General features: G+C 58.8%; 23 protein-coding genes and 1 pseudogene. 15 read left to right on the top strand and 9 right to left on the bottom strand.

Annotated elements, in window-relative coordinates; all coding sequences use genetic code 11:
- Positions 1 to 174 precede the first annotated feature (174 nt).
- Positions 175 to 687 carry a hypothetical protein gene (locus tag AC1DIH_RS27055; protein WP_477773931.1) on the top strand — a complete coding sequence of 171 codons (513 nt, stop codon included), beginning with the start codon at positions 175 to 177 and terminating at the stop codon, positions 685 to 687.
- A gap of 89 nt (positions 688 to 776) precedes the next feature.
- Here AC1DIH_RS27055 and AC1DIH_RS27050 read toward each other — a convergent pair whose 3' ends face one another.
- From AC1DIH_RS27050 to AC1DIH_RS27040, 3 genes are all read right to left on the bottom strand, one after another.
- Entirely contained in the window at positions 777 to 1,637 is an 861-nt protein-coding gene (locus tag AC1DIH_RS27050) for a CAP domain-containing protein (protein ID WP_477773930.1), read from the bottom strand.
- Between the two features lie 1,436 nt (positions 1,638 to 3,073).
- The gene (locus tag AC1DIH_RS27045) at positions 3,074 to 3,526 is read right to left on the bottom strand and encodes a hypothetical protein (protein ID WP_477773929.1); all 453 of its coding nucleotides are present in this window, start codon (positions 3,524 to 3,526) and stop codon (positions 3,074 to 3,076) included.
- A 554-nt stretch (positions 3,527 to 4,080) separates the two neighbouring features.
- Complete coding sequence (locus tag AC1DIH_RS27040) at positions 4,081 to 5,013, bottom strand: LysR family transcriptional regulator (RefSeq protein WP_477773928.1); 933 nt, start codon at positions 5,011 to 5,013, stop codon at positions 4,081 to 4,083.
- Between the two features lie 83 nt (positions 5,014 to 5,096).
- Here AC1DIH_RS27040 and AC1DIH_RS27035 point away from each other — a divergent pair, with 83 nt between their 5' ends.
- The 4 genes and pseudogenes from AC1DIH_RS27035 to AC1DIH_RS27020 all read left to right on the top strand — a co-directional run bounded on the left by AC1DIH_RS27035 (position 5,097) and on the right by AC1DIH_RS27020 (position 9,441).
- Entirely contained in the window at positions 5,097 to 6,107 is a 1,011-nt protein-coding gene (locus AC1DIH_RS27035; RefSeq protein WP_477773927.1) for a zinc-binding alcohol dehydrogenase family protein, read from the top strand.
- 82 nt (positions 6,108 to 6,189) lie between these two features.
- Positions 6,190 to 6,633 (top strand): GlcG/HbpS family heme-binding protein, encoded by a 444-nt coding sequence (locus AC1DIH_RS27030; RefSeq protein ID WP_477773926.1) that lies wholly within the window; start codon positions 6,190 to 6,192, stop codon positions 6,631 to 6,633.
- A gap of 353 nt (positions 6,634 to 6,986) precedes the next feature.
- Positions 6,987 to 8,216, top strand: a pseudogene (locus AC1DIH_RS27025) (IS1182 family transposase); the annotation flags it as partial.
- A gap of 271 nt (positions 8,217 to 8,487) precedes the next feature.
- Positions 8,488 to 9,441, top strand: coding sequence for a hypothetical protein (locus tag AC1DIH_RS27020; protein WP_477773925.1), 954 nt, complete (start codon positions 8,488 to 8,490; stop codon positions 9,439 to 9,441).
- A gap of 23 nt (positions 9,442 to 9,464) precedes the next feature.
- On the opposite strand, the gene AC1DIH_RS27015 is transcribed toward AC1DIH_RS27020, so the two are convergent.
- Entirely contained in the window at positions 9,465 to 10,364 is a 900-nt protein-coding gene (locus AC1DIH_RS27015) for a DMT family transporter (RefSeq protein WP_477773924.1), read from the bottom strand.
- A gap of 167 nt (positions 10,365 to 10,531) precedes the next feature.
- Entirely contained in the window at positions 10,532 to 11,611 is a 1,080-nt protein-coding gene (locus AC1DIH_RS27010; protein WP_477773923.1) for an SDR family oxidoreductase, read from the bottom strand.
- Positions 11,612 to 11,685: 74 nt separating this feature from the next.
- Here AC1DIH_RS27010 and AC1DIH_RS27005 point away from each other — a divergent pair, with 74 nt between their 5' ends.
- Entirely contained in the window at positions 11,686 to 12,075 is a 390-nt protein-coding gene (locus AC1DIH_RS27005; protein ID WP_103315998.1) for a MerR family transcriptional regulator, read from the top strand.
- Between the two features lie 221 nt (positions 12,076 to 12,296).
- On the opposite strand, the gene AC1DIH_RS27000 is transcribed toward AC1DIH_RS27005, so the two are convergent.
- Positions 12,297 to 12,755, bottom strand: a complete 459-nt coding sequence (locus tag AC1DIH_RS27000) for a winged helix-turn-helix transcriptional regulator (protein ID WP_477773922.1) — start codon at positions 12,753 to 12,755, stop codon at positions 12,297 to 12,299.
- Between the two features lie 96 nt (positions 12,756 to 12,851).
- Here AC1DIH_RS27000 and AC1DIH_RS26995 point away from each other — a divergent pair, with 96 nt between their 5' ends.
- Entirely contained in the window at positions 12,852 to 13,793 is a 942-nt protein-coding gene (locus tag AC1DIH_RS26995) for an aromatic alcohol reductase (RefSeq protein ID WP_477773921.1), read from the top strand.
- Positions 13,794 to 14,296: 503 nt separating this feature from the next.
- Here the strand turns inward: AC1DIH_RS26995 and AC1DIH_RS26990 are convergent.
- Complete coding sequence (locus tag AC1DIH_RS26990; RefSeq protein ID WP_024264653.1) at positions 14,297 to 14,569, bottom strand: hypothetical protein; 273 nt, start codon at positions 14,567 to 14,569, stop codon at positions 14,297 to 14,299.
- Positions 14,570 to 14,938: 369 nt separating this feature from the next.
- On the opposite strand from AC1DIH_RS26990, the gene kdpF reads away from it, so the two are divergent.
- The 8 genes from kdpF (at position 14,939) to AC1DIH_RS26950 (ending at position 25,076) form a co-directional block, all read left to right on the top strand.
- Positions 14,939 to 15,031: a K(+)-transporting ATPase subunit F gene (gene kdpF / locus AC1DIH_RS26985; RefSeq protein ID WP_019689681.1), complete on the top strand. Its 93-nt coding sequence runs from the start codon at positions 14,939 to 14,941 to the stop codon at positions 15,029 to 15,031.
- The gene (kdpA, locus tag AC1DIH_RS26980) at positions 15,028 to 16,800 is read left to right on the top strand and encodes a potassium-transporting ATPase subunit KdpA (RefSeq protein WP_477773920.1); all 1,773 of its coding nucleotides are present in this window, start codon (positions 15,028 to 15,030) and stop codon (positions 16,798 to 16,800) included. Before kdpF ends, kdpA begins: the two co-directional genes overlap by 4 nt.
- 10 nt (positions 16,801 to 16,810) lie before the next feature.
- A complete protein-coding gene (gene kdpB, locus AC1DIH_RS26975) occupies positions 16,811 to 18,889 on the top strand; it encodes a potassium-transporting ATPase subunit KdpB (RefSeq protein WP_477773919.1) in 2,079 nt (692 codons plus the stop codon).
- A gap of 12 nt (positions 18,890 to 18,901) precedes the next feature.
- On the top strand, positions 18,902 to 19,474 hold the full coding sequence (kdpC, locus tag AC1DIH_RS26970; protein WP_477773918.1) for a potassium-transporting ATPase subunit KdpC: 573 nt from the start codon (positions 18,902 to 18,904) through the stop codon (positions 19,472 to 19,474).
- A gap of 22 nt (positions 19,475 to 19,496) precedes the next feature.
- A complete protein-coding gene (gene kdpD / locus AC1DIH_RS26965) occupies positions 19,497 to 22,196 on the top strand; it encodes a two-component system sensor histidine kinase KdpD (RefSeq protein WP_477773917.1) in 2,700 nt (899 codons plus the stop codon).
- A complete protein-coding gene (locus tag AC1DIH_RS26960; RefSeq protein ID WP_216741442.1) occupies positions 22,193 to 22,882 on the top strand; it encodes a response regulator in 690 nt (229 codons plus the stop codon). The genes kdpD and AC1DIH_RS26960 overlap by 4 nt, the downstream gene beginning before the upstream one ends.
- A gap of 213 nt (positions 22,883 to 23,095) precedes the next feature.
- Positions 23,096 to 23,422 (top strand): hypothetical protein, encoded by a 327-nt coding sequence (locus tag AC1DIH_RS26955; RefSeq protein WP_477773916.1) that lies wholly within the window; start codon positions 23,096 to 23,098, stop codon positions 23,420 to 23,422.
- A gap of 520 nt (positions 23,423 to 23,942) precedes the next feature.
- Positions 23,943 to 25,076, top strand: a complete 1,134-nt coding sequence (locus AC1DIH_RS26950; RefSeq protein ID WP_477773915.1) for a DmpA family aminopeptidase — start codon at positions 23,943 to 23,945, stop codon at positions 25,074 to 25,076.
- A gap of 100 nt (positions 25,077 to 25,176) precedes the next feature.
- Here the strand turns inward: AC1DIH_RS26950 and AC1DIH_RS26945 are convergent, their stop codons facing one another.
- Positions 25,177 to 25,476, bottom strand: a complete 300-nt coding sequence (locus AC1DIH_RS26945; protein ID WP_019689672.1) for a hypothetical protein — start codon at positions 25,474 to 25,476, stop codon at positions 25,177 to 25,179.
- A 68-nt stretch (positions 25,477 to 25,544) separates the two neighbouring features.
- Complete coding sequence (locus AC1DIH_RS26940) at positions 25,545 to 26,291, bottom strand: molybdopterin-dependent oxidoreductase (RefSeq protein ID WP_477773914.1); 747 nt, start codon at positions 26,289 to 26,291, stop codon at positions 25,545 to 25,547.
- Positions 26,292 to 26,299 lie beyond the last annotated feature (8 nt).

The following is a 26,299-nucleotide window of genomic DNA, read 5'->3' as shown; positions in this document are numbered from 1 at the left end:
CGAAGACTGCCGCTGCGCGGCATAAGGAAAAAGGGGACAGATTTATTTTTCATTGCTGTGTCTAGTCCTGAAATAGGTTCACACCTGTAGGGGCTCGCCTGCGACCCGTGACCGCATTCAAGGCAAAATCCGCTGCGGCATAATGGCGACTGTCATTGATTGCGGGGTTCGCCGATGTTGCTCGTCGTCTTCAAGATTCTGCTGACTATTCCCGTGGCCTGGGCGTTGGCGTGGCCCTTGGTAGATCCTTCGGTGGCCGGGGGAATCTTCAGCGAACTGGGGGCATTGGGCAGCATCGGGGCGTCGATACTGACGCTGGTGTTCCTGATCGCCGTATTCTTTTATTGCCGCGACCTCCAGCGTTCGCTGACATTGGTCAAACCTTCATCCAGGGTGGCGTCGCCTCGAAGTGTATGGCTGATGTTTCTGCTGCCTTACAACTTCATTGAAGACTTTTTCATTGTCGTTCACGTGGCCCGATCGCTACGGCGTGAAGCCAGGCATAACAAAGCGCTGGGCTCGTTCAATAGTTTTGGCCTGTTCTCAGGGCTGGGGTGGTGTACCGCGCAGATTGTTTCGTTGCTGCCCAACGAACTTGGTTCGCTGGGGGGAGCTATGGCGTTACCGCTGTGGATCGTCCACTGGCGGTTGGTGAGGCGGGTAAACAGGGTGATGACGCTTGCTTGAGCGGTGGCGGATCTAAAAAATGAAAAGGGGGCAGACTTGTTTATCTGTCATCAGCCTCGACGCAATCTGTCCCCTTTTCATTGATTTCCTTATTTCGCGCCGAACAGCATCGTCCAATAGATGCCGTTGTCGCTACGCGAGTTCGCGGCATAGGCCGCGCCAACCTGGGTAAACATCGGGTTCATCAGGATGGCGCAATGCCCGGGGCTGGCCAGCCAGCCTTCCATAGCCTTGTCCGGTGAACGCTGCCCGGCGGCGATGTTCTCTCCGATCTGCCGGCCACCGTAGCCGGCGGCCTTCGCTCGGTCCCACGGCATATCACCGTTGGGGTCCTGGTGCGCGAAGTAATTGTCGTTGGCCATCGCCCGGCTGTGCCCCTGCGCCGCTGTGCCCAGGGCGGCATTCCAGGTCAGCGGCGGTGCAGCGGCGAAGCGCTGTCGACCACACAGGCGCGGTTTCGCCCGTGCCGCGTTGACTTCTGCCAGCAACGTCTTGCCCGCCGCTCGCGGGTCGTCCAGATGCCTATCGAGCAAGGGCCGCGCCAGCACCACCTGCCATTCGCTCTCGTCGCGATACACGCCAATATCGGTGAACTGGGTATCGAGCAGGGCCCCACAGTAGCGGCTCTCGAGCATGTCAAAGGCCTCCTCGGCATCTTCTGCGTCGACCAGACGGATAGTCCGCACAGACGCCGCCTGATAGCCGGAATCCTTCAACGTCTCCCGCGTAACGCCGCCATAGCCGATCGGCAAGGCCAGGTTCGACTTCAGCGCCAGCGGCGTCAAGGCTCGGACCGTGCGCCCCGCGCAGCGCTGCGGTTGGGCGCGGTAGTCGTTGATGTCCTCCACCAGTTGCCTTTCCTCGCCGGCATGGGCGGGACTGGCGAACAGGGGGAGCAAAGGAATAAGGCAGAGCGAGAAAATGCAGGAGGAGCGAACGGTCTGGCGCATGAGGCGGGCAGCTCTGATGGGATGACGACGGTAATGGCGATAGTGGGCAGAGGAATGACCGCAGAGCGTTTTGCTGTATTGGCTTGCAGATGGATTCCAAGGCTGGGCTAAGACTGTGGGCCTCAACACAAGTTTCACGAGCAAAGGGGGGAATTTATTGTTGGAGTCGTGGGTTGCCTCTTGGCTGATAGCTGCCTGTAAGTAAGGGCTGCTATCGACCTGAAGCTGACGTTGGCTAGATGCAGCTCAGTGAGCATTACAACCGGAGTTTTCAGGGGAGCGATTTGTAAGCCCTGATTGAGGCCGCTGCGTTGAGCGTATGCCCACCTAGATCATCTAATCGCCGCTAGCCATTCAGCGGGGACTCATGGTTTAGTGACGCATGAGATGCTAAGGCCAACTGGCCTGTATGCTTGAGCTTTGGAGTTTCATTTGGATCTGCCTCTTCCGTTCAACCTGATCGTGAAAGCTGCTTCCTGGGTTTGGCAGCGTGTAACCAGGGTGTTGCTGTACAAAACCTACGTTGGATCACATCGGAAATGGAATTCTCGTCATCAGCTCGGATCGCGGTGGGAACCATTAGGAGACTACCTTGAGTATTCCTTGAGGCTGGCGCAGCCTACAGATCACAAACCCCATGTCTCTAAGCTTGCCTTAAGATCGACCGGTCAGAGACTGGCAAATGTGGATCTTTATTTCGAGGCCTGTGGCGCTGGCGTCCGCTATCAGGACAAAATATCTGTTTGTGACGTTGACCGAACCCCGATGGTCTGGAACTTGATAAATGTTCCGGTTCTGGATTTTGTTGGAGGCCTCCGAGAGGAAATAGCATTCTCTGTCGAAGAGGTCGTGTTGCGGCAGTGTGTTGTAAGGCTTTCGAGTGGTGAGGCTCTGCCACCTTGTAACACTATGCGTTCATACCTATCCCAAAGTTGGCTCCTGAGTGATGAGTGGATGTATCAGTGGGGGCACTGGTGGAATTGTAATGCGATAAAGTTTGCTAAGGGAGAAATCGCCATGTATTGGCGTTTGTGCTTTGGGCTTCCCAGAAATCGTGTGTATTCGCCTTACGCGACAGGCCCACGCCGCAAACCAGTCATACAGACACTCATTCGAGGTATTGGGCGGATTATGGCGCTACCCCCGCTTGTGACAGCTCAGTTCTGGTTGGCTATCTGGTCAGGGCTGTTTGTGATGGATTGCGATGATAGGCTCAGCTTCAGGTGGGGAGCAGGCAAGAAGGATGAAGTCGACACTGCTTGACTGTCCCGGCGAATTCCGTTGGTGGGATGCCGCTTTGGGTCGTTTTCAGCCGGTCGTGACTGGCAAAAAACGACTTTTGGCAGACATTCATAACGTTCAGGTTAAGGGATGGACTTAGCTCGTCCCGACTTAGGAAAGCGAACGGCACGACCCCATTGTAAGAGCGCAATTCCTCAATCCTGGATGATTACAACGCTTATTGATGAGTTGTCCGCCGAATTAACCTTAAATTTGAAGTTTTGAAATCCGATCAAATTGGACTCGTTCAAGTCGTATTTTACTGACTGAAAAAATGCTGGAGCAGCAAGGCCGCTTCTGTACTCACGGTAACCAATTTCAATTGTGCTTCCAGACTTACCAGAATAAACAAGCTCTTTTTTTATGAAGTCGGAAGAGTAGATGTCATCAATTTTCCATCCGTCTGGCGAATTTAGCACGCCGACCCAGTGCTTTGTTTTTGTAATCGTCCCTGTTTGAGCTTCGATGAATGGCATTCCCACACTGGCAGTGACGGTACTCCCAATTGAGTATGTTTTATATGGCTTGCTCTCCAGTATTGTAGAGGCGCAGCCGCTTATGATGCTTATGGCTAGCATACAAGTAATTATTTTCAGAGTGGAGTTCATGATACTTTCCTTTTTTTATAACGTTCCTTGTCGTCCTGTAAGCCCTTGTCTAGTTTGGAGGAGCGTCGCAGCAAACGCGGCATAGCCCAAAGAGAAAAGCGACATGGATGACGGCAAGCTCAACCGCGATAAAGATTCAGCGTAGCAGGTTGACGCTACCCATTTGCCACTAATCTGTTCACTGTCTGCTTTTGGCCGAGGTTGTGTAAAAACGTTTTTGAGCGCGACAGGTACTCGAAATCGGACTGGAAATCGCATTTCTACGCGAAATCCACATCTGCTGACGTGCCGATAAATTTCAGATTTAACGTAGATGCGCATACTTCAATTTTGGTGAAGCGTTTTTACACACTCTGGGCCAATGCATGCCTAAGAATCTGCGGGGCCGGACACTAGCCCCCAAACCGCAGATAATGCCGCGGTTCGCGCCGCCGCTCGGGCGCGATGCGAGCAAACTTCAACGATCGGCCGTGCTACGTCCGACCTGGCGAGTTTCGGGGGCACGACCATTCCAAAGGCGCTACGTGATCAGCTCGGACTGCCGAGCGCCTTCTTCAGTGCTCCGTGTTTGATAGCTGGAGTTCAGCAAAGCGCCCAGCGATGAAGTCCACGAGCGCGCGAACGCGATTGGGGACGAAGCGCCCGCTAGGTAAGAGAGCATGCAACGGATACGGATCGGTTTCCCATTCGGTCAGTAGCCGCACCAGATTGCCGCTTTGCAGATCACGCCGTTGTTCGATCTCCGTCATGAAGATGATCCCGGCTCCCGAAACGGCCCATTCGCGTGCCAGCGAGGCGTCATCCAGGACCCGGTCGCCACTGACTCTTACCGTGGTCCATTGGCCGTTCTGACCGAGGCGCCACGAGCTGAACGTGCGCCCGCCGCGAATGAATGAAATGCAGTTGTGGTCCACCAGGTCTGTTGGCATACGTGGCGTGCCGTGACGACTCAAATAGTCGGGAGAAGCGCTGAGGACGGGGTGCGCAAGCGAAAGTGGACGGGCCACGAGGCGGGAGTCGCTCAACTCACCGTACCGAATAGCCAGGTCCACCTCGTCTCGTAGCACGTCGAGAACGCGGTCGCCAACATTGAGCACCAGTTTCACCCCGGGGTGAAGGCGCAAGAACTCATCAAACATTGGCATTAGCACGGTCCGAGCAAGGTCCGACGGTGCCGAGACACGCACGGTGCCTACCAGTGCGCCGCGTTCGGCATCGAGCTGCGACACCCCCTCTGCAAGCAGCTCGAACGCGCGCTGGGCGTACTCCAGAAGGATTTGACCTGTCGGCGTAAGCCGCATTGCACGGGTGGAGCGCTCGAAGAGCCGCGTGCCCAGCTGAGCCTCGAGCCGCTTTAGCGTTGCGCTGGCCGCCGCTGGCGTGATGCCGAGTGCCCGAGCAGCGGCAGTCAATGACCCTCCGCTGACCGTGTGCAGCAGCACCTGGAGGTCGTTCACATTTTCAATTCTGGTTTGAAAGTGAAACATCGGAAAGCCCTATTATCAAGTAAATGGATTCTACCTATATTGCTTTCCATCGACATCACTTAACCCCTGGAAGGAAAAGTGCCATGAAAGCAGTTGGTTATCAAAAGAACCTGCCCATCAACGCGCCCAAAGCGCTCGAGGACGTGGAACTGCCCGCGCCGGTGCCCGGTGCGCGTGACCTGCTGGTGCGCGTGCACGCGGTCTCGGTCAATCCGGTCGACACCAAGGTGCGCGCCGGTAGCGCGCCGGCCGCCGGCGAAATCAAGGTGCTCGGCTGGGACGCAGTCGGCGTGGTCGAGGCCGTCGGCGCGCAGGCCACCGGCTTTGCGGTCGGTGACCGCGTCTGGTACGCCGGCTCGATCAAGCGCCCGGGCGCCAACAGCGAGCTGCATGCGGTGGATGCGCGCATCGTCTCCAAGGCGCCCAAGTCGCTTTCGGATGCGCAAGCCGCGGCGCTGCCGCTGACGGCCATCACCGCGTGGGAGCTGCTGTTCGATCGGCTGCGCATTGCCCAAGGCGGTGGCGAAGGGCAGACACTGATGGTCGTGGGCGGCGCGGGTGGCGTGGGCTCGATCCTGATCCAGCTGGCCCGGCAGCTGACCAAGCTGCGCGTGATCGCCACGGCGTCGCGTCCGGAGTCGCGTGAATGGTGCCTGGAGCTGGGCGCGCACGCGGTCATCGATCACTCCAAGCCGCTGTCGCAGGCGCTGCGCTCGGCCGGCATCGAGCAAGTCGACTACGTGGCCTCGCTCACGCAGACCGGCACGCACTACCAAGAGATCATCCAAAGCCTGAAGCCGCAGGGTGCGCTGGCCGTCATCGACGACATGGAAGGGCTGGATCCGATCGCGCTCAAGAGCAAGTCGCTGTCGCTGCACTGGGAGCTGATGTTCACGCGCTCGATGTTCGAGACGCCTGACATGCAAGAGCAGGGCGTTTTGCTGGGACGCGTGGCTGACCTGGTCGACTCCGGCCGCGTCAAGACGACCGCCAACGCCGTCTTCGGCCGCATCAGCGCGGAAAACCTGACCCGCGCGCATGCGCTGATCGAAAGCGGCAAGGCCGTGGGCAAGATCGTGCTCGAAGGCTTCTGATTTCGAGCGCACCTCATACAAGCAGCCAGGTTCACAACTTCAATTTTTCACCCCCGTTAACTTCATCTCAAGGACACTCATCATGGCTCAAAGCAACGCTATTCAAGTTCAAATCAAGGCTTCCATCACGCGCGACAGCGCTCTGGCGCTGGCCGTCGCTGCGCGCGACGCGGCCACCGAGATCGGCCTGAATCTGGCCATTGCGGTGACCGACGAAGGCGGCCACCTGATCGCCTTCGAGCGCGCCGACGCCACACCGTTCCTGGCCGCCGAAGTGGCCATCAACAAGGCTTGGACTGCCGCCTCCTTCGGGCTGGACACGATGATCTGGAACCAGGTCGTCGCTCAGCCGGCCACGGCTCCGCTGGCCAATCATCCACGCGTCATGCCGGTGGGCGGCGGTGTTCCCATCGTGGTGGGCGGTCGTCTGGTCGGTGGCATCGGCATCTCTGGTGGCAACGCCCAGCAAGACCACGACGTGGCTGTTGCTGCGCTCAAGGCCGCGGGGTTCGAGGTCGCCAAGTGAACGCCACCCTCTCTCGGCGCATCGCCGGCGGCGTTTCAGGCGCCGTTCACGATGGTTTGGACCAGCGACAACGGTAGCTGGCAGTTGCGACACATCCATCTGTATTACTGAGACAGTGGGGCGACTTGGCAACACATTGCTATACCGTAAAGAGAAGGGCCTCCCCTCAATCGGGGGGGAGGACGTTGACGTGGTGTTTGAACGGATGAATGCGTGCGGGACAACCATCGTGATGCCGATAACGTTGATGCCGTGGGGCAATCGCTCGCTCTTGCTGCGTGGCCCAGAGTGTGTAAAAACGCCTTCGCGAACACTTGCTATGATTTCTGAGGATTTCATCGCAGGGATCGCCCATGAAGCGCTTTATCCAAGGTGAACATCGAGGCCAAGGCACCTTACTTCCCGAGAGCCTCGACGACTACGTCAGCGATACCAATCCGGTCCGCGTAGTCGACGTCTTCGTCGACGAACTCGACCTGGTCAATCTGGGTTTTGAAGGTGCCATTCCAGCCGATACTGGCCGGCCTGCTTACCACCCCGCGATCTTGCTGAAGATCTACATCTACGGCTATCTCAACCGCATCCAGTCGAGCCGACGTTTGGAGCGAGAAGCCCAACGTAATGTCGAACTGATGTGGTTGACCGGGCGTTTGATGCCGGACTTCAAGACGATCGCCAACTTCCGAAAAGACAACAGCAAAGCCATCAGAGCCGTCTGTCGCCAGTTCGTTGTGCTGTGTCAGCAGTTGGGACTGTTCGGAGAACATCTGGTCGCCATCGATGGCAGCAAATTCAAAGCAGTCAACAACCGCGACCGCAATTTCACCAGCGCCAAACTGAAGCGGCGAATGGAAGAAATTGAATCGAGCATCAACCGTTACCTGACGGCACTCGAAGCTGCTGATCGGCAAGAACCAACAGCTTCCGAGCCCAGTGCCGTGCGGCTGGAAGAGAAAATCGCCAAGCTTAAAACTCAAATGAAAGAGCTTCAGGCTATCGAAATCCAGCTCAATGACTCGCCGGATAAACAGGTCTCACTGACCGATCCAGACAGCCGCTCCATGATGACGCGCGGCACGGGAATCGTTGGCTACAACGTGCAGACAGCGGTCGATACGCAGCACCATTTGATCGTTGCGCATGAGGTGACCAACGTCGGTTCCGACCGCGATCAACTCAGCTCGATGGCCAAGCAGGCCCGCGAGGCGATGGCGTCAGATACGTTGTCGGTAGTGGCGGACCGAGGTTATTTCAAAAGCGAACAAATCCTGGCTTGTCACGATGCCGGCATCACCGCCTATGTGCCCAAACCGATGACCTCTAGAGCCAAGGCTGACGGGCGTTTCAATAACGATGCCTTCATCTATGACGCGGCAAAAAACGAATACATTTGCCCGGCTGGAGAAGCGCTGATCTGGCACTATTCCTACGTTGAAAAAGGCCTGAAGTTGCATCGTTACTGGAGTTCGAAATGCCAGGGTTGCGCGTTGAAGTCGCAATGCACCCCGAGCACGGAACGACGAGTTCGACGCTGGGAACATGAAGACGTATTGGAGGAAATGCAGCTTCGGCTGAGCTTGGCCCATCCCAGAGGCTGTAAAAACAGCATTGACGTGTTCCAGGTCGCGACTGATGCGACACGCAGCATTTGCCTTGCGATCGTTCAGCCAAGAACGTCGATGGTCCAAGACGATGAGGCCATGAGCGTTTTTACACACTCTGGGCCAGAAGCGGTCACTCGAAGGCATGCATTTCATTCTTACGCCTTATTCTGCGTCGGACGTCACTGGATCTGAGTTGCAGGAATGACTCAAGTATCCGAAGAGCGATTACTTCAAGAGCATGATTTGATCCATGAGAGATGACCCCTACACACTGTCCATGCGCTTTCAGACACCCGCCCCTGGCATTGCCCCACGCGAACAGGCGCCGATGCTCGCCCAGGAGCAAGCCTGGGCGCGGGAGCACGCGTCCAGGCACCGCTTCAGCTGGATCGAGGTGTTAGTGCCGCCGTTGTGCTTTGGCCCTGTTCTGCCGGGTATCGCGTTTTTACTGGGCCTGTTGCTCTATCGCTCGTTATTCGCCCCCGGCCTGGATTTTGACCGGATCGTCGGAGCCTCCTTTGGCTGGCTTGCCCTCGCGACGCTGCTCTTCATGGCTGCCTGGGGGTTACGCAACTTCTTGCGCGATGCCCACGACCCGACCAAACGCTACTGGCAGTCCATGCCGGACCAAGGGTTGGCCGAGCTTGAGCACCATAGCCTGGTCTCTGGCACCAGCCTGTGGTCCTCCGATTATGATCCGGACTGCAACACCCTCATGCAATGGACAAACGGCAAGCTTGAATGCGTGCAAGACAGCGGTGTGTCGCAATGGGTCCTGGCCAAGACTACTGCGGGCCACTGGCTGGTGCTCAAGGAAGAATATCCGGGCAGCTTCAACTATGGACCGGTTGGGAAAATGCCCACGCCGGACAAGCAAATGCAACCCTGCCAGGAACTGGCGATCGCCTTTGCCCCCGGCACCAACCTCCCTCTCGGCCGGCGTTTCGGCGGCGCGCCGATGCCATTGGTCGACACGCCGTATTGGGTGTCTGCCGATGAACTCAAGCGCCTTGTCGAGGTCGCCCATCACTGGACATTTTTCCCCCCGGACCGCTACGCCGTGGTCAATAACCAGGATGCCGAGTGGGTGCAACGGCTGGTGGACAGGGCGCAAGCCAGCGTCGGACCCCGGCCGGACGAGACAGCCAGCAATCGGCCAGAAGCAGTCAGTCGCTCAAAACACTCAAAAACCACTGATTGCTAAAGTAATCAGGAGCCGAAAATAGCTCACTCGGTCGAAGGGACGGATGCTTTGCTGCCCAAGCGGATTAGTTCATTGGAGAAACACAGGCCGATGATGATCAGTGCCGCTCCCGCGTACAGGCTTTCGCGCGGTACTTCATTGAGCGCCACAAAAGCCAGCAGCGCGGCGAACAGTGGCTCGGTCAGCTCCAGCGCTTGCACTTGGGATGGCTTGAGATACTCGATGGCCTTGGTGGTGCAGAAGAAGCCCAGGATTGTCGGCAGTGTGGCCAGCGCCAGCAGCGCGGCGATCGCCAGCGGCGACAGCTCGCCCATCGCGAAACCATCGGCCGCAGCCGGCATCAGCAGGTACAGGCTGCCAAAGAACAACAATTGTCGTGTGAAGTGCAGCCCCCCCGACACCCCCATACGCTTCATGGCAACCGAAAAAGCCCCATAGCCGGAGCCGGCCATGCAGGCGAGCGCAGCACCTTGCAGGGTAAAGCCCTGTTGCAGGTCGCCGCCGAAGATCACCGAGATCCCGGCAATAGCCAGTGCGGCGCCAACGGTAGCGTTCGCGGTGATGGCATCCTTGAGGAAAATGCGCCCCAGAATAATCGAGGAAATTGAGGCACTGGCCATCAGCACCACCACCACACCTGCCGCAGCGTAGTGTCGATAGGCGGACGTTTCGAAATGGAACAGCACAAAGATGCCAAGGAATGCGCAAATAGCCGCCTGAGTCCATTTAGTCGACGCCGCCGGGCGCTTGAGGAAAAACAGCAAGATCGAGAGAAGCACGCAACCCAGTACGGTCTTGATGACAGCGACACTGCTAGCGGTGAAACCATCATTCATGAGTACTTTGCTGAGTACACCGATCGTTGCGTTCAGTGCCGCAGCGGAGAGTGCAAATATGACGCCTTTGCTGAAAGTAGATTGCATTGATGACGATCCCTGTCGCTGAATTGTCGTTCGATAGAATGCCGCCCTATATCGACGGCGCAAAGTTGGAGGATACGAAGATCCCACCCACTCCAGTATTTATTGTGGCATAAGCTGGATCGCCCAGCAGGACGCCATTCGCCTTCATCTTGCCGCCAAGCGAGCAGTCAGAGGGCCTGGCCCTTGGCTATGCAATATGAGTTGACGAACGTTGCAGTGTGCTGCAAAGACTGACGTATATCCGGCTTGGCTATTCCATGCCTGTTGGCAAATTGCTCGACCGCCGCTGTATCAAAACGAGTGGTCTGGATAAAGTCCAAGGCTTCGGGTTTTGTATTCAAAAACCACGCGACGGGAGGAATACTCAGTAGCAACTTCAGCAATCGGAGTGAAATGTAATGCTTGGGAGACTTTAAGCCCAAAGGTTGTGCCACCTGTACCAGGAGTTCTCGCAAGTTGGGAGTTTGGTCATCAAGCGCCAGCAGTTCCTGGCCCACCATGGCAGGATCAAAAGCACAAACCGCCACTATCTCAACCAGGTAATCCACGGTGACCAGTGGCAGCCAGTGCTCGGCGGTACCGGGCACTGCAGTCAGCTTTCCCTGCACAAGGTTGCGTATCAGCTCCACCAGCGGCTGACCATCAAGGATATGCCCCGTGCGGCTGTGGCCACAGACCGTCGCAGGGTGGACAACGGTAATCTCCCCGCCCTTGGCGGACATGACCTCCAGGGTCGCAAAATGCGCCTCCAGCTTGCTCCCCTCGTAACCACCGACCTGTCGGTAGACGGCAGGCCAATTCGTCGACTCCGGATAACGAGGATCAATTCCGATGCGTTGCAAATGTTCATGATTTTTCAGCATGTAGCCGCCGATCATCACTAAACGGCTTTTTTGCTCAGCCGCCAACAGCGCCACACGCTTTGCCCCTTCCACATTCACCGCACGAGAATGCTCCACCGAAAGCCCCCATGCGAAGTGGGCGCCCAGGTGGAATATGACTCTGGCGTGCCTTAGCACTTCTCGGTCAGCAAGACTCAGCCCGAGGTTGTCCCGTTCCAGATCGCCAGCTACGGCAAATACCCGGGTTGCGCACCCTCCCAAATTATCGACTTGCTCGCGCAGTGCAGCTAGTCGCTCTGGGCGACGCATCAACACCCGTATGGTGTGACCTTTTGCACTCAGGTACGCCACCAAATGTTGACCGACGAAGCCGGTACCCCCCGTGACAAAGCACTCCACGCTCATTTCCCTGTTCCTTGTTTAAGGTGAGAAATCAAGCGTAAACTATCGACCCAACTCTATAGTCAAGCGGTGTTTTCATGAAAATCGGCGAACTCGAGGCCCGCAGCGGCGCCAGCCGCCATACGCTGCGTTACTACGAGCAAATCGGCCTGATCTCATCGCTGCGGCAAACTAACAACTATCGCGTTTACACAGCGCAAACTCTGCAGGATCTGGACTTTATCCAGCGCGCGCAAAGCATGGGGTTTTCCCTGGGGGAAATAGGCGAGATTCTGGATGCGCAGCGCAACAAGCTGATCGATTGTGCTGACGGCGCTAAGCTAATTGAAAAGAAGATGGCAGAAATCAAACAGAAAATCGCCAACTTCCAAAGCATTTATCGGTATCTGGATCAAGAGCGTGCAAACCTCGAAGCCAGTGCTGCCAGGCAACTTGAGCTTCAGCAGTTGAACAACGCTTCCAACTGAACGGTCAGCATCCGGGAAACGGAAGCCGCAGCCTGCTTCCAGTTTCAAGTCCATCGCTTACGCATTTTCTCAAACCTTGTGGCCAGGCCCTAGACAGTAAGCGTCCGCCCAAAAGACCTTGCGTGGTTAAACGGGCTCCATCTATGCGGCAGCAATTCGATACTTGGCTCTGAAGTCTATCTATGACGGGATGCAGCCTCTAGCATCATTGTTGCAGACGATTATTGAGGCGCTTCTGAATCTACTGGAATGGCAGTCGGGATTTGCCATGAAGGTTTTTTGCCGTCCTGACTGTCGAAAATACGCCGCGCCTTGCGGAAGTCCTCAACGTTCTCGACTACCCAAGTCCAGATAGGGGACATACGGATCAACAGCCCCATACCCAGTGGCGTCAGCTCGTACTCGACGCGTGGCGGAATTTCACCGAACTCCCGCCGAACCAGCAGGCCATCCCGCTCCATGGAGCGTAGCGTCTTCGTCAACATCCGCTGGGTCACACCGGTCATCTGCCTTTTTATCTCGGCATGGCGCATCGTGCCGTACACACCCAAGGCATGAAGGATTCCCAATGACCAGCGACTGCCTGCGTGAGCGAGCACTTCCCGCCTGACACCATCATCGTCTTCTCTGAGCGTTCGGCAGATTGCCTCTGCCTGGCTGAGAGTCTCCTGATCGGTCATTTCTTTCTCTGGTATCACAGGTGTGCCTTCTTACGAGCGCTGCCCAATCGTGCAAGCATTTGCCCATCTTACAGGCAACAGGTCTCAGGAGAAATCATGACCGAAGTGACCCAGCTTCCCCCCCAATCCATTCTCGTTCTAGGCGCCGGCGAGCTTGGGCTTCCGGTTTTGCGCAATCTTGCGCGAGTAGCAAAGCGCGCGCCCGGTTCCACAATCAGCGTCCTGCTCAGGGATTCGACCATCAACACGCAGGTGCCCGAAAAAAAGGTCGAAATCGATGAGCTTCGGGGTCTCGGCATCCAGATGGTGGCCGCAGATTTGGTGAACGATTCGATCGATCAACTGGCTGAAGTGTTCGCACGCTTCGATACCGTAATAGGCTGCGCAGGCATGGTTGCAGGCCGGGAAACCCCGATGAAGCTGGCTACAGCAGCTCTCAAGTCCGGTGTGAAGCGCTACTTCCCTTGGCAGTTTGGTGTCGACTTCGAGGTAATCGGTCGGGGCAGTCCTCAGGATCTGTTCGATGCTCAGCTTGATGTACGCGAATTGCTTCGCGCCCAGGACAAAACTGAATGGGTAATCATCTCGACAGGCATGTTCACCAGCTTCCTTTTCGAGCCTGTATTCGAGGTGGTTGACTTCGAAAACGATACCGTGAACGCGCTAGGCAGTCTTGAGAACAGCGTGACGCTCACGACTCCAGACGACATTGGTGCGCTGACAGCGGAAATCGTTTTCTTCGAACCGCGCTTCCGCAACCAGATCGTGTATCTATCGGGAGACACTGTGACGTACGGAGAGGTTGCGAGCCTCCTTGAACGTGTGCTGGGGCGCCCGTTCAAACGTCACGTGTGGACTGTTCCGTACCTGATCCAGGAATTGGAGAAAGATCCGACTCACCACATCAAGAAGTACCGCGCTGTGTTTGCCCAGGGCAGAGGTGTGGCGTGGCCTAAAGCGGGCACTTTCAACGAGCAGCAGTCGATTCATGTCACTACCGCCGAGCAGTGGGCCCGGAAAAACCTCGCAGACATCTGAACGCAAAAGCAGCGCGACCTTCAGCCTCACAATCTTCCGCGCTCAGCGCCCAAGGTTGTGAGGGGCTGCTTTTGGCCGATCCTGTTGAAAAAGTCGGTCCTTCCAGACTGCCCGCGTACTGACTGCTGAAAAAGCCTTTTTTGCGCGCAGCTACGCGAAATTTGAGTCCGGAATCCTCTGCTCAAAGTAAAGATTTCAACCTCAAGCGCGTACTTTTCTGCCGTGGAAACCATGGCGACTTTTTCAACAGAATCGGCCGATTTCTGCCTTTGACCAACGGCAGCACGGGTCGCTTGTTGCCATTGATAACGGGCGCCCCTTTTTGTACAAGGACGTAGTAAACCGCAGACTTTCGGCCCATGCAGAATAGCCAAGATCGCAGCCCACGCCAGGCTCCCACGCCGAGCAGTCAAGTCCATACGTAAATCCGGAGCTTGCCGCAGGCCACAATCTTTCAAACGCTTAACAGACAGGCATCACACCTTCAAAGCCCCCGCCTTCACTCACTTCCCCGCCTCCTCCCGCAAGCGTCTACCAATCACATCCATCAAATCGCACCCATCGCGCAACGGAATGGCCAGCAGTTTGGCGAAGTCGGCGAGCACCACCGTGTCGCTCTCGATATCAGCACGAAAAGCAATATTCTCCAGCACCTGAGTAACCGTGCGGATGCGGTAGTCAGCAGTGGCTTGCAGCACGTCGAGTGGGGCTTGGGTGTCGATGAGCAGGGAGGCCGGGATCAGGTCGATTCCGGTGAGGGGCATGTATCGATTCATTTTGAAGATCTCTTATTGATGGGATCCTCTGTTGATCAGGTCGCCAAACCTAGTCGCCTGTGGGCGACGAGGAGAACTATAAGTCCCACCCGATCACGGGGGCAAGGTGACGGATTCTTGGGTTTACGTAGGACCCGTATTGATACGCTCCCGAACCTTTAAACAGCTCGTTGTACCCGACCAGCATCTTTATCAAATCTTTATTTCCCCGCCCCGAATCCTGTCAACAACTTTCCAAGCGTCCATTTAGGCTTTCCTCATTCCCGGAGGAAACGCCATGGACTTCTTCTATCTGCTACTCGGTGCACTGTTTCTCATCATTCTGGTCGGCCTGACCTACGGCTGCGCGGCGCTCAACAGGAGGCGGTCATGACGGGCTTCTATCTGTTCGGCGGGCTGATTGCCGCCGGTTTGCTGGTTTACCTGGTCGCCGCGCTGCTGTTTCCGGAGGACTTCCTGTGACTATTCAAGCCTGGGTTTTACTCGCAGCCTTTCTCCTGGCGCTGGGCCTTCTGGCCTGGCCTCTTGGGCGTTGGCTGACCACGGTGATGGAGGGCCGATTTGCCTTCGGCTCGCGCATCGAGTCGCCGCTGTATCGTCTGGCCGGCGTCAACCCTGAAACTCAGATGGGGTGGCTTCAGTACGCGCTGGCATTGATTCTGTTCAACGCGTTGGGGGTGCTGGCGGTTTATGCCTTGCAACGGTTGCAAGGCGTGCTGCCGTTCAATCCGCAGGGGCTTGCGGCTGTCACTCCCGACTCCTCGTTCAACACCGCTTTCAGCTTCGTGACCAACACCAACTGGCAAGCCTACAGCGGCGAGTCGACGATGAGTTACCTGACGCAGATGCTCGCGTTGACGGTGCAGAACTTCCTGTCCGCCGCCACCGGCATTGTGGTGGCGGTGGCGCTGATCCGCGGGTTCGCCCGCCACAGCGTGGACAGCATCGGCAACGCTTGGACTGACCTCACCCGCGTCACCTTGTGGGTGCTGTTGCCGTTGTCACTGATACTCGCGTTGTTCTTCGTCAGTCAGGGCGTGATTCAAAACCTTGACCCGTATAAAGACGTCTCGACACTGGAGGTGATGCAGTACCAGAACCCGGTGCTGAATGACGCCGGCCAGCCGACCCTCGATGCCCAGGGCAACCCGGTGACCAAGGCCGCCAGCACCGACAAGCAGACGATTGCCATGGGGCCGGTGGCCTCGCAAGAAGCGATCAAGATGCTCGGCACCAATGGCGGCGGTTTCTTCAACGCCAACTCGGCGCACCCTTACGAGAACCCGACCGCCATCACCAATTTCTTCCAGTTGCTCGCGATCTTCCTGATCCCGACCGCGCTGTGTTTCGTGTTCGGTCATGTCGTCGGTGACATACGCCAGGGCTGGGCGCTGCTGGCGACGATGACGATCATCTTCGTGATTGCAGTGGTGGCCGTCACCCATTACGAACAGCTGGGCAATCCGCAGTTTTCCGCGCTGGGTATCGATACGTCGGCGGGCAACATGGAAGGCAAGGAACTGCGCTTCGGTATCAGTGCCTCCAGCCTGTTTGCGGCGGTGACCACAGCGGCTTCATGCGGAGCGGTCAACGCGATGCACGACTCGTTCACGCCGCTGGGCGGTGCGGTGCCGCTGGTGCTGATGCAACTCGGTGAAGTGGTGTTTGGCGGCACCGGTTCCGGTCTGTATGGCATGCTGATATTCGCCATTCTCGCGGTGTTCATCGCTGGCCTGATGATCGGCCGTACGCCTGAATACCTGGGCAAGAAGATCGAAGCCTTCGAGATGAAAATGGTCGCCATCGCGATCCTGGTGACGCCGCTGCTGGTGCTGTTCGGGACCGCCATTGCGGTGATGGCCGAGGCCGGCAAGCTGGGGATCGCCAACCCTGGCGCCCATGGTTTCTCGGAGATCCTCTACGCCTTCACCTCGGCAGCCAACAACAATGGCAGCGCCTTCGCCGGTCTGTCGGCCAACACCCCGTTCTACAACATCATGCTGGCCATCGCCTTTTGGCTAGGCCGCTTCGGCGTGATCGTACCGGTGCTCGCCGTCGCTGGCAGCCTGGCGGCGAAAAAACGCCTGGCCGTCACCGGCGGCACGATGCCGACCCACGGGATGCTGTTCGTTGTATTGCTGATTGGCACGGTGTTGCTGGTCGGCTTGCTGAACTACGTACCGGCGCTCGCGCTGGGCCCCGTCGTCGAACACCTCATCATGATCAAGTGAGACCACGAACATGACACGTAAAGCGTTCTCCTTGTTCGACCCGAAACTGATAAGGCCTGCGATGGTCGAGTCGGTGCGCAAACTCAGCCCACGAATCCAGTGGCGCAACCCGGTGATGTTTGTCGTCTACATCGGCGCGATCATCACCACCGCCCTCTGGGGGCAGGCCCTCAGCGGCAAGGGTGAGGCCAGCAGCGGGTTCATCCTCGCGATTGCCTTGTGGCTGTGGTTTACCCTGCTGTTCGCCAACTTTGCCGAAGCGCTGGCTGAAGGTCGCAGCAAGGCCCAGGCGGCGTCCCTGCGCGACCTGAAAAAGCAAACCTGGGCCAAGAAACTGCGCGAACCGCACTACGGCGCCGAGTGGCAGTTGGCTCAGTCGAGTGACCTGTGCAAAGGCGACGTGGTGGTGGTTGAAGCCGGTGACCTTGCGAACTCGGTGATCCCCGCCGACGGCGAGGTGATCGAAGGCGCGGCCTCGGTGGATGAGTCGGCGATTACCGGCGAATCGGCTCCGGTGATCCGCGAGTCTGGCGGCGACTTCTCGTCGGTGACTGGCGGTACGCGGGTGCTGTCGGACTGGATCGTCGTCCGCGTGACCGCCAACCCCGGCGAGACCTTCGTCGACCGCATGATTGCCATGGTCGAAAATGCCAAGCGGCAAAAGACCCCGAATGAAATCGCCCTGTCGATCCTGCTGGTCGCATTGACCATCGTGTTCCTCGGCGTGACGGTGACACTCCTGCCCTACTCCCTGTTTGGGGTCGCAGCCGCCAAATCCGGCTCGCCGGTGTCGATCACCGTGCTCATCTCGTTGTTGGTGTGTCTGATCCCGACGACCATTGCCGGGCTGCTGTCGGCGGTCGGTGTGGCGGGCATGAGCCGCATGATGGAAGCCAACGTGATTGCCACCTCCGGCCGGGCCGTGGAGGCTGCCGGTGATGTTGACGTGTTGCTGCTCGACAAGACCGGGACCATCACCCTGGGCAACCGCCACGCCTCGGCGTTCTTGCCGGCGCCGGGGATCAAGGAAGCGGAGCTGGCGGATATCGCACAGCTGGCGTCACTGGCCGACGAAACGCCTGAAGGACGCAGCATCGTGGTCCTGGCCAAACAACGGTTCAACCTGCGCGAACGCGACATCAGCGCGCTGCATGCGCACTTCGTGCACTTTTCGGCGCAGACCCGCATGAGCGGCGTCAACATGGATGAGCGGCAACTGCGCAAGGGCGCCGGCGAGGCGATTCTCAAGCATGTCCAAAGCCTGGGCGGACACTTTCCGGAAGCGGTGCAAACCATCGTCGACCAAGTGGCTCAGCGCGGCAGTACGCCGCTGGTGGTCGCCGACGGGGCCAGGGTGCTGGGCGTCATCGAGCTCAAGGACATCGTCAAGGGCGGTATCAAGGAGCGCTTCGCCGAGCTGCGGCGCATGGGGATCAAGACTGTGATGGTAACCGGGGACAACCGGATCACCGCTGCCGCCATCGCCGCCGAGGCCGGTGTCGATGACTTTTTGGCGGAAGCCACACCCGAACAAAAGCTCGAACTGATCCGTAGCTACCAGGCCGAAGGCCGGCTGGTGGCCATGACCGGCGACGGCACCAACGATGCCCCGGCGCTGGCGCAGGCGGATGTCGCGGTGGCGATGAACTCGGGGACTCAGGCGGCCAAGGAAGCCGGCAACATGGTCGACCTCGACAGCAACCCGACCAAGTTGATCGAGGTGGTGGAAACCGGCAAACAGATGCTGATGACCCGGGGTTCGCTGACCACGTTCTCGATTGCCAACGACATCGCCAAGTATTTCGCGATCGTGCCGGCAGCCTTTGTCAGCACTTACCCGCAGCTCGCGGCACTGAACATCATGGGCCTGACGAGCCCGAATTCGGCGGTGCTGTCGGCGGTGATTTTCAACGCGCTGATTATCATTTTCCTGATTCCCCTGGCGCTTCGAGGCGTGAAGTACCGCCCGGTCGGTGCTGCGCTGCTGTTGCGCCGCAACCTGTTGATCTATGGGTTGGGTGGGGTGATCGTTCCATTCATTGGCATCAAAGTGATCGACATGGCGCTGTCCGCTGTCGGTCTGACTTGAGGGAGTATGGCTATGTTATCTCTGCTGCGTCCGGCGTTGACCCTGCTGATTGCACTGTCACTGCTTACCGGCCTGGCCTATCCACTGGTCACGACCGGCATTGCCAGGCTGGTCTTTCCGCATCAGGCGGCGGGTAACCTGATCGAGAGAGACGGCAAAACCGTGGGCTCGCTGTTGATCGGCCAGGGCTTCACTGATCCGAAGTATTTCTGGAGCCGCCCTTCCGCCACCAGCCCCATGCCCTACAACCCGCTGGCCTCGGGCGGCTCGAACCTCGGTCCGCTGAACCCGGCGCTGGCGGATGCGCTGAAGGGCCGCATCGACGCGTTGCACGCTGCCGATCCCGGCAACACCGCCACGGTGCCCGCCGACCTGGTCTACAGTTCCGCCAGTGGGCTTGATCCGCATATCAGCATTGCCGCGGCGCTGTACCAGGCGGGCCGGGTTTCGCGGGTGCGCAACCTACCCGTCGACAAGGTTCGCGAGCTGATCAACCAACACGCCGAAGGCACGCTGCTCGGGTTTCTCGGCGAGCCTCGGGTTAATGTTCTGGAATTGAACCTGGCACTCGACGCCGCACATTGAGCGTTAACACACGGTGAGCTTGATGGCCGAAGAACGTCCTGATCCGGACCAGCTACTGGCCCGGATTCGCGAAGAAGAAGCGCAGGCCAAACGTGGTCGGCTGAAGATTTTTTTTGGCGCCAGCGCCGGTGTCGGCAAGACCTACGCGATGCTCGCGGCGGCCCAGACTGCGAAACAGCAAAACATCGACGTGCTGGTCGGCGTGATCGAGACCCACGGTCGCGCCGAGACTCAGGCCCTGACAGAGGGCCTTGAACTATTGCCTCGCAAGCAGGTGGTCGACAAGAACCGCACGTTGACCGAGTTCGATCTGGACGCCGCGCTCGCGCGCAAACCGGGCCTGATCCTGATCGACGAACTGGCTCACTCCAATATCGCAGGCTCCCGCCATCCAAAGCGCTGGCAGGACGTAGAAGAACTGCTCAGCGCCGGTATCGATGTCTGGTCGACGATGAACGTTCAGCACCTCGAAAGCCTGAACGACATTGTCGGCGGCATCACCGGGATTCGCGTCTGGGAGACCGTGCCCGACCATGTCTTCGACACCGCCGATGAAGTGGTCATCGTCGACTTGCCGCCCGACGATCTGTTGCAGCGTTTGAAGGAAGGCAAGGTCTATATGGCGCAACAGGCCGAGCGCGCGGTGCAGAACTTCTTCCGCAAGGGCAACCTGATCGCCCTGCGCGAACTGGCGCTGCGCCGCACCGCTGACCGGGTCGACAGCGAGATGTTGCAGTATCGCCAAAGCGGCGCGGTGAAACCGGTGTGGGGCACCCGCGAGTCGTTGCTTGCCTGCGTTGGCCCCAATGATCAGGCCGAAAAAACCGTACGCTCGACGGCGCGCCTGGCCGCTCAGCTCAATGTGCCGTGGCACGCCGTGTATGTCGAAACCCCGGCCTTGCAGCGCCTGCCCGAGGTCAAGCGGCGTCGGGTGCTGGCAACCTTGAAACTGGCTCAGGACATGGGCGCGCAAATCTCGACCCTGGCGGGCCAGGACATTGCCGAAACGCTGGTCAAGTACGCCCGGCAGCACAACCTTTCAAAAGTCGTGCTGGGCCGTGATGAACGTCCGCGCCAACGACTCTGGCGGCGGGTGCTTGCCGATCGGATTGGGGTGCTGGGCGCCGATCTCGACGTGATTCAAATCTCGCTGCCGGAGAGTCGCCGCCCACCAGCCGAGACGACCTCTACCACCAGCGACAGCCCGATCACCTGGCGCCCCTATCTCTGGAGCGGCGCGATCTGTGCGGCGACGACCCTGCTGGCCATGCCGCTGTTCCAGGTGCTGGAACAGGCCAACATCGTCATGCTGTTCCTGCTGGCGGTCGTTGCCGTGGCGGTGCGCTTTGGTCGTGGCCCGGCCATCATGGCGGCCTTCGTCTCGGTCGGCGCCTTCGACTTTTTCTTTGTAGCGCCGCGTTTTTCATTCGCCATCGCCGATATCCAGTATCTGGTGACCTTTAGCGTCATGCTCGTGGTGGCCCTGGTGATCGGGCAAATGACCGCCAGCCTGACCTACCAGGCGCGAGTGGCACAACGGCGCGAAGACCGCATGCGCGGGCTTTATGACATGTCGCGCCTGTTGTCCGCCGCACTGCTGACCGAACAGGTTGCGGAAATCGGCGCGCAGTTCCTCGCGGCCGAATTTGGCGCCCGGTCGGCACTGCTGGTGGCCGACGACAACAATAAACTGCAGGCGCCGATGGTCACGGGGGACGCACCGCAAGTCGACGTTGCGATTGCCCAATGGTCGTACGACAAAACCGAACCGGCCGGATACGGCACCGACACCCTGCCCTCCAGTTCCACGCTCTACCTGCCCTTGTCGGCGCCCATGCGGGTGCGCGGGGTGCTGGCCGTGCAACCGCGCGACACGACCCGGCTGGCGGTGCCGGAACAGCGGCGCCTGCTCGACACCTGCGCGTCATTGCTGGCCATCTCGCTCGAACGGATTCACTACATCAACGTCGCCCAGGACACCACGGTTCAGATGGAATCCGAGCGGTTGCGCAACTCGCTGCTCTCGGCCATCTCCCACGATTTGCGCACCCCGCTGTCAGTGATGGTCGGGCTCGCCGAAGCGCTCCAGCTGACCAAGCCGCCCCTGACCGGTGAAGCCGCCGAGATCGCCACGGCGGTGGGTGAATCTGCGCTGCGCATGAATACGCTGGTCAATAACCTGCTGGACATGGCTCGCCTCGAGTCCGGCAGCGTGGTGTTGAATCGCCAATGGCAGCCCATCGAAGACGTGGTCGGTAGCGCCCTGAGAGCGATCCAGCCGATTCTGGGCGGGCGTTCGGTGCAGGTCGCACTTGAGGAGGACTTGCCACTGGTTCGCATCGATGCGGTGCTGATCGAGCGCATCCTCATCAACCTGATGGAAAACGCCATCAAGTACACCCCACCCGGCACCCCGATCAGCCTGGGCGCCAGCGCCACGCCCGAGAGCATTGAATTGTGGGTCGCCGATGAGGGACCGGGCTTGCCCCACGGTCACGAAGAGGCGATCTTCAACAAGTTCATGCGCGGCAAAAAGGAAAGTTCGATTCCCGGCGTCGGCCTCGGCCTGGCCATCTGCCGGGCGATTGCCCAGGCGCATGGCGGAACCATGCTCGGTGTGACCCGCCCGGAAGGCGGTGCGCGCTTCACCTTGCGTCTGCCCCGAGAAGAGCCGCCGGACATCGAAGCGCTTTCGCAGCAAACTGACGAGGACCCATCATGAGCGAACCGGTGCTGCGCGTCCTGCTGATTGAAGATGAAAAGGACATTCGCCGTTTTGTGCGCATGGCCCTGCAAGCCGATGGCCTGGAAGTGCATGAAGCCGAGACCTTTCAGCGCGGCCTGATCGACGCAGGAACGCGCCGGCCGGACCTGATCGTGCTGGATCTCGGCCTGCCTGACGGTGACGGCGTTGACCTTATTCGGGATCTGCGCACCTGGTCGGAGGTGCCGATCATTGTCTTGTCGGCCCGTGGCGCCGAATCCGACAAGATCCTCGCCCTGGACACCGGGGCCGACGACTACCTGGTAAAACCCTTCGGCACCGGCGAACTGCTCGCGCGCGTGCGTGCCCTGTTACGCAGGCGCGTGAAAGATACCGAGAACCGCTCGGTCCTGGCCTTCTCCGACATTCAAATTGATCTGGACCGACGCGTCGTGGAGCGCGCCGGCGTCCCTTTGCACCTGACGCCGCTGGAATACCGCTTGCTGGTTCATCTGTGCTCGCACCCGGACCGGGTCCTGACGCACCTGCAACTGCTCAAAGCGGTATGGGGCCCTTCGCACACCACCGATACGCCGTACCTTCGGGTGTTCATGGGCGGCCTGCGCAAGAAAATCGAAGCAGACCCCTCGCAGCCACGCCATCTCGTGACCGAAACCGGTGTCGGTTACCGCTTCATTCCTTGAACCCTATGATCCGGATGCAGGCTTCATGCCCCGAGACCCCGTGGCTACCGTTCGTCCAGGCTGAAGCGGGAGCGCCCTTTCCTCGTCTACACCTTAGACAGGAGACCTTTTACGGTCGATTGGACAGCGGGTATTTCATTCGATGGCATACGAAGCGCCATACGGAACGGCAGTACTTCAAGCTTCGGGTTTCATTTCTCAAGGAATAGAAAAATGACCACTAGCAACAACTGGCATGCATGGCTGAACGCGATGCCGCCGAAACCGGATGACTTCCACGTTGTGGGTGATGTTGAAGTTGCCAATCCGGGGATCGAGGCCTATCTGACCATGCGAGCCCCGCAAGGCTTTAATCCGTCGATCCTCATGCTGGATCTGCACTTGATCCAACGCCCTGGAAACTGGGCACAAATGCTGTCGTGTACGCAGGCCAGGTACGACCGGGTAATGCCCCCCAGCGCGCCCCATTACACCGCCGTCGACATTTACCAAAATGGCGAGCGACTGGCGTACATCGACTACATCCCCACCGTTACCTGACCGGCCCGTAACCGGGCACTAGAGGTCGCAACAAAGGCTGCGCCGGCAACGGTCGAAAAGCGCCACGTACACAAGGCCGGGAGGGTCCGGAAAAACGCGGCGCCCTGTTCTTTTGGTTACATCGGAGAGATGGTCGCAAGCGCACCGATCACGATGGTCAATGCCAGAAATCCACCCAGGAAAATCGCCATCTTCAGCATTTGGCCTCCAAAATTATACGTCTGTGGTTGCAGCGTCATTGTGAGGCCGAGGCCTGTTTCATTACAGAAGCAGATAGCCCGGTAAAATACGGATCAGTTCAACCCGCCGACCTTCCAGTCACTACCCCCTTGCGAGTACCCCACCAGGGTAATAGRCACCTGCGACCGGCCTCACTAACCTGTCCACCGTCCCATGCGATCAAGCGTGTTTGCACGCGGCGCTGGAACACCATCAAGAACGGCAACCGAGCCGACGTCCGCCCGGCGCATGCCCTGAGCAATGTGCGCCTTTACTGTCTAACTTGACTGAGAGTTTCAGCATGAAACCACGTGCCCGCGACCTGAACATCCAATTCGGCCAACTGCAACCCGGCCCTCTCAACGCCATCACCGATGTGCCCGGTGTACGGGTCGGCCACAGCAATGTGCGTGGACGAACTGCCGACGGCCGCGACATTCATACCGGCGTCACGGTTATCGAACCGAGGGCCGGTTCAACCAATCAACAGCCGTGCTTTGCCGGTGTCCATGTGCTCAATGGCAATGGCGACGCAACAGGTCTTGAGTGGATTCGCGAGGCCGGTCTGCTGACCAGCCCGATCGCCTTCACCAACACCCACAGCCTGGGTGTGGTGCGTGATGCGCTGATTGAACTGGATCGCCAGAACCAACCCGATGACGGGCGACTGTACTGGAACATGCCGGTGGTGCTGGAGACTTTCGACGGCTTGCTCAGCGATATCAATGGCTTCCACGTGAAGACCGAACACGTGGCCCAGGCCCTGCGCGCAGCCGTTGGCGGCCCGGTCACCGAAGGCGCCATCGGCGGCGGCAGCGGCATGATCTGTCATGAATTCAAGGGCGGCATTGGCACCGCTTCGCGTCGCCTGAGCAGCGCTCAGGGTGGCTGGACCGTCGGCGCCATCGTCCAGGCCAACCACGGCATCCGTAACGAATTGCGCGTCGACGGCTACCCGGTCGGGCGCTATATGGAAAAGGCTGACTCGCCGTTCCTCAAAGCGTCCCTGCCGTATCCGGGCATGGGCTCGATCGTTGTTTGCCTGGCCACCGACGCGCCGTTGCTGCCGCACCAGTGCACACGCCTCGCGCAGCGTGCCAGCCTCGGCCTCGCCCGCACCGGCGGCGGCAACGAGGACCACAGCGGTGACATTTTCGTGGCCTTCGCCACCGGCAACCAACACGTGCCGCCCGCCGCCTACCAGGGCAAAGGGGCGCCGACCTGCGACAACCTGCGCATGGTCAACAACGACCACATCAGTGAGTTGTTCCTGGCCGCCACCGAAGCGGTAGAAGAAGCCATCATCAATGCCTTGCTGGCCTCCGAGACTACCGAGGGCAATGGGCATTCGGTGCCAGGGCTGGATGCCGGCACCTTGCTGCATGCCTTGCGCCAGGCCGGTTGGACGGATACCAAGCAGCACACTCTGGTCTAGCACGCCTGCGACACCTCATCGGCGGACTGCTCATTCCGCCGATTTGGTGCGAGCGCCCGCCCCCGACGTATCGAGCGCCACGGCGGCGTGAATGGGCGCCTTAATATTTCTTCATTGTGTCAGTGCCCATTTCATCCTTTTTCTCCATGCCCTCGCTCTTCATCGCGCCACCTTTCTCCATGCTGTCTTTCTTCATGGTGGCACTCTTGGTCTTCTCGCCCTTGGTCTTGTAGTGGTGCTTGGTGGTCTTCGTGGCATTGCTTTTCATTTCGTCGTTTTTCATCGTGCCCTTGTCCATCTGATCCTTGGACATGTCATTCGTATTGGCTTCAGCCGCAAACAACGGGGCGGCTACCACCAGGACTACGGCAGCAATCGCCGCAGCAATCAGCTTCTTCATGTCACTACTCCTGTGCAGTTCGCGTTAAGGACAGCGGCAATGCGCCGCGTTTCAGAACAGCCGATTGCTCAACTGCCACTGAACCAGTTGTAACCCTGATCTTCCCAATAACCACCGGGGTAATCGTTGGTCACGAAAATCTCCACCACATGTTTCGGGTTCTTGAAGCCCAGCTTTGTCGGCATGCGCAGCCGCAGCGGGTAGCCGTACTCCGGCGGCAATACCTGATCGTCATAGCTCAGGGTCAGCAGCGTTTGCGCATGCAAGGCGGTAGGCATGTCGATACTGGTGTAATAGTCGTCAGCGCATTTGAGCCCGACATATTTGGCACGGGTGTCGGCGCCCACCCGTTGCAGAAAAGTCGAAAAGGTCACCCCACCCCATTTGCCGATGGCGCTCCAGCCCTCCACGCAAATCAGCCGTGTGACCTGAGTGGTGTGCGGCAACTGGTTCAATTCGGCCAGGGTCCAGCTGTGTTTGTCCTGGACCAGGCCGCCAACCGTGAGGGAGAACTCATCCTCCTCGATGTCCGGAATGCCGTTGCGGTCGTAATAGGCATTGAACGGAAACGGGCGCGTCATCATCGACTCGGGGTAGGTCGGTGCCAATCGGGCCGGATCGAACAGCGCCGCCTGAACCTTGTCATTGAAGCGCGAGACCCTTTTCAGCATGGACTCCACTGAGTGGCTGTCGTCCAGGCGACAACCTGTCAGCAAGGCAATCCCGCCCAGCGTCCAGGCATGCCGAAGAAATTGCCTGCGCGCGGGCAATTCAAGCTCCTGCGCCACCGATCTGATGATGGCGGGGTCATCCATCCGGTCTT

It is taken from the genome of Pseudomonas sp. 05N36 (genome assembly GCF_056397385.1).
This window is presented reverse-complemented; position numbering and strand designations above follow the sequence as displayed.

What these genes read in the sequence shown, in the direction of transcription:
- AC1DIH_RS27055 (WP_477773931.1), top strand. Translation starts at nt 175, where the DNA reads ATGTTGCTCGTCGTCTTCAAGATTCTGCTGACTATTCCCGTGGCCTGG.
- AC1DIH_RS27050 (WP_477773930.1), bottom strand. Translation starts at nt 1,637, where the DNA reads ATGCGCCAGACCGTTCGCTCCTCCTGCATTTTCTCGCTCTGCCTTATT.
- AC1DIH_RS27045 (WP_477773929.1), bottom strand. Translation starts at nt 3,526, where the DNA reads ATGAACTCCACTCTGAAAATAATTACTTGTATGCTAGCCATAAGCATC.
- AC1DIH_RS27040 (WP_477773928.1), bottom strand. Translation starts at nt 5,013, where the DNA reads ATGTTTCACTTTCAAACCAGAATTGAAAATGTGAACGACCTCCAGGTG.
- AC1DIH_RS27035 (WP_477773927.1), top strand. Translation starts at nt 5,097, where the DNA reads ATGAAAGCAGTTGGTTATCAAAAGAACCTGCCCATCAACGCGCCCAAA.
- AC1DIH_RS27030 (WP_477773926.1), top strand. Translation starts at nt 6,190, where the DNA reads ATGGCTCAAAGCAACGCTATTCAAGTTCAAATCAAGGCTTCCATCACG.
- AC1DIH_RS27020 (WP_477773925.1), top strand. Translation starts at nt 8,488, where the DNA reads ATGAGAGATGACCCCTACACACTGTCCATGCGCTTTCAGACACCCGCC.
- AC1DIH_RS27015 (WP_477773924.1), bottom strand. Translation starts at nt 10,364, where the DNA reads ATGCAATCTACTTTCAGCAAAGGCGTCATATTTGCACTCTCCGCTGCG.
- AC1DIH_RS27010 (WP_477773923.1), bottom strand. Translation starts at nt 11,611, where the DNA reads ATGAGCGTGGAGTGCTTTGTCACGGGGGGTACCGGCTTCGTCGGTCAA.
- AC1DIH_RS27005 (WP_103315998.1), top strand. Translation starts at nt 11,686, where the DNA reads ATGAAAATCGGCGAACTCGAGGCCCGCAGCGGCGCCAGCCGCCATACG.
- AC1DIH_RS27000 (WP_477773922.1), bottom strand. Translation starts at nt 12,755, where the DNA reads ATGACCGATCAGGAGACTCTCAGCCAGGCAGAGGCAATCTGCCGAACG.
- AC1DIH_RS26995 (WP_477773921.1), top strand. Translation starts at nt 12,852, where the DNA reads ATGACCGAAGTGACCCAGCTTCCCCCCCAATCCATTCTCGTTCTAGGC.
- AC1DIH_RS26990 (WP_024264653.1), bottom strand. Translation starts at nt 14,569, where the DNA reads ATGAATCGATACATGCCCCTCACCGGAATCGACCTGATCCCGGCCTCC.
- kdpF (WP_019689681.1), top strand. Translation starts at nt 14,939, where the DNA reads ATGACGGGCTTCTATCTGTTCGGCGGGCTGATTGCCGCCGGTTTGCTG.
- kdpB (WP_477773919.1), top strand. Translation starts at nt 16,811, where the DNA reads ATGACACGTAAAGCGTTCTCCTTGTTCGACCCGAAACTGATAAGGCCT.
- kdpC (WP_477773918.1), top strand. Translation starts at nt 18,902, where the DNA reads ATGTTATCTCTGCTGCGTCCGGCGTTGACCCTGCTGATTGCACTGTCA.
- kdpD (WP_477773917.1), top strand. Translation starts at nt 19,497, where the DNA reads ATGGCCGAAGAACGTCCTGATCCGGACCAGCTACTGGCCCGGATTCGC.
- AC1DIH_RS26960 (WP_216741442.1), top strand. Translation starts at nt 22,193, where the DNA reads ATGAGCGAACCGGTGCTGCGCGTCCTGCTGATTGAAGATGAAAAGGAC.
- AC1DIH_RS26955 (WP_477773916.1), top strand. Translation starts at nt 23,096, where the DNA reads ATGACCACTAGCAACAACTGGCATGCATGGCTGAACGCGATGCCGCCG.
- AC1DIH_RS26950 (WP_477773915.1), top strand. Translation starts at nt 23,943, where the DNA reads ATGAAACCACGTGCCCGCGACCTGAACATCCAATTCGGCCAACTGCAA.
- AC1DIH_RS26945 (WP_019689672.1), bottom strand. Translation starts at nt 25,476, where the DNA reads ATGAAGAAGCTGATTGCTGCGGCGATTGCTGCCGTAGTCCTGGTGGTA.
- AC1DIH_RS26940 (WP_477773914.1), bottom strand. Translation starts at nt 26,291, where the DNA reads ATGGATGACCCCGCCATCATCAGATCGGTGGCGCAGGAGCTTGAATTG.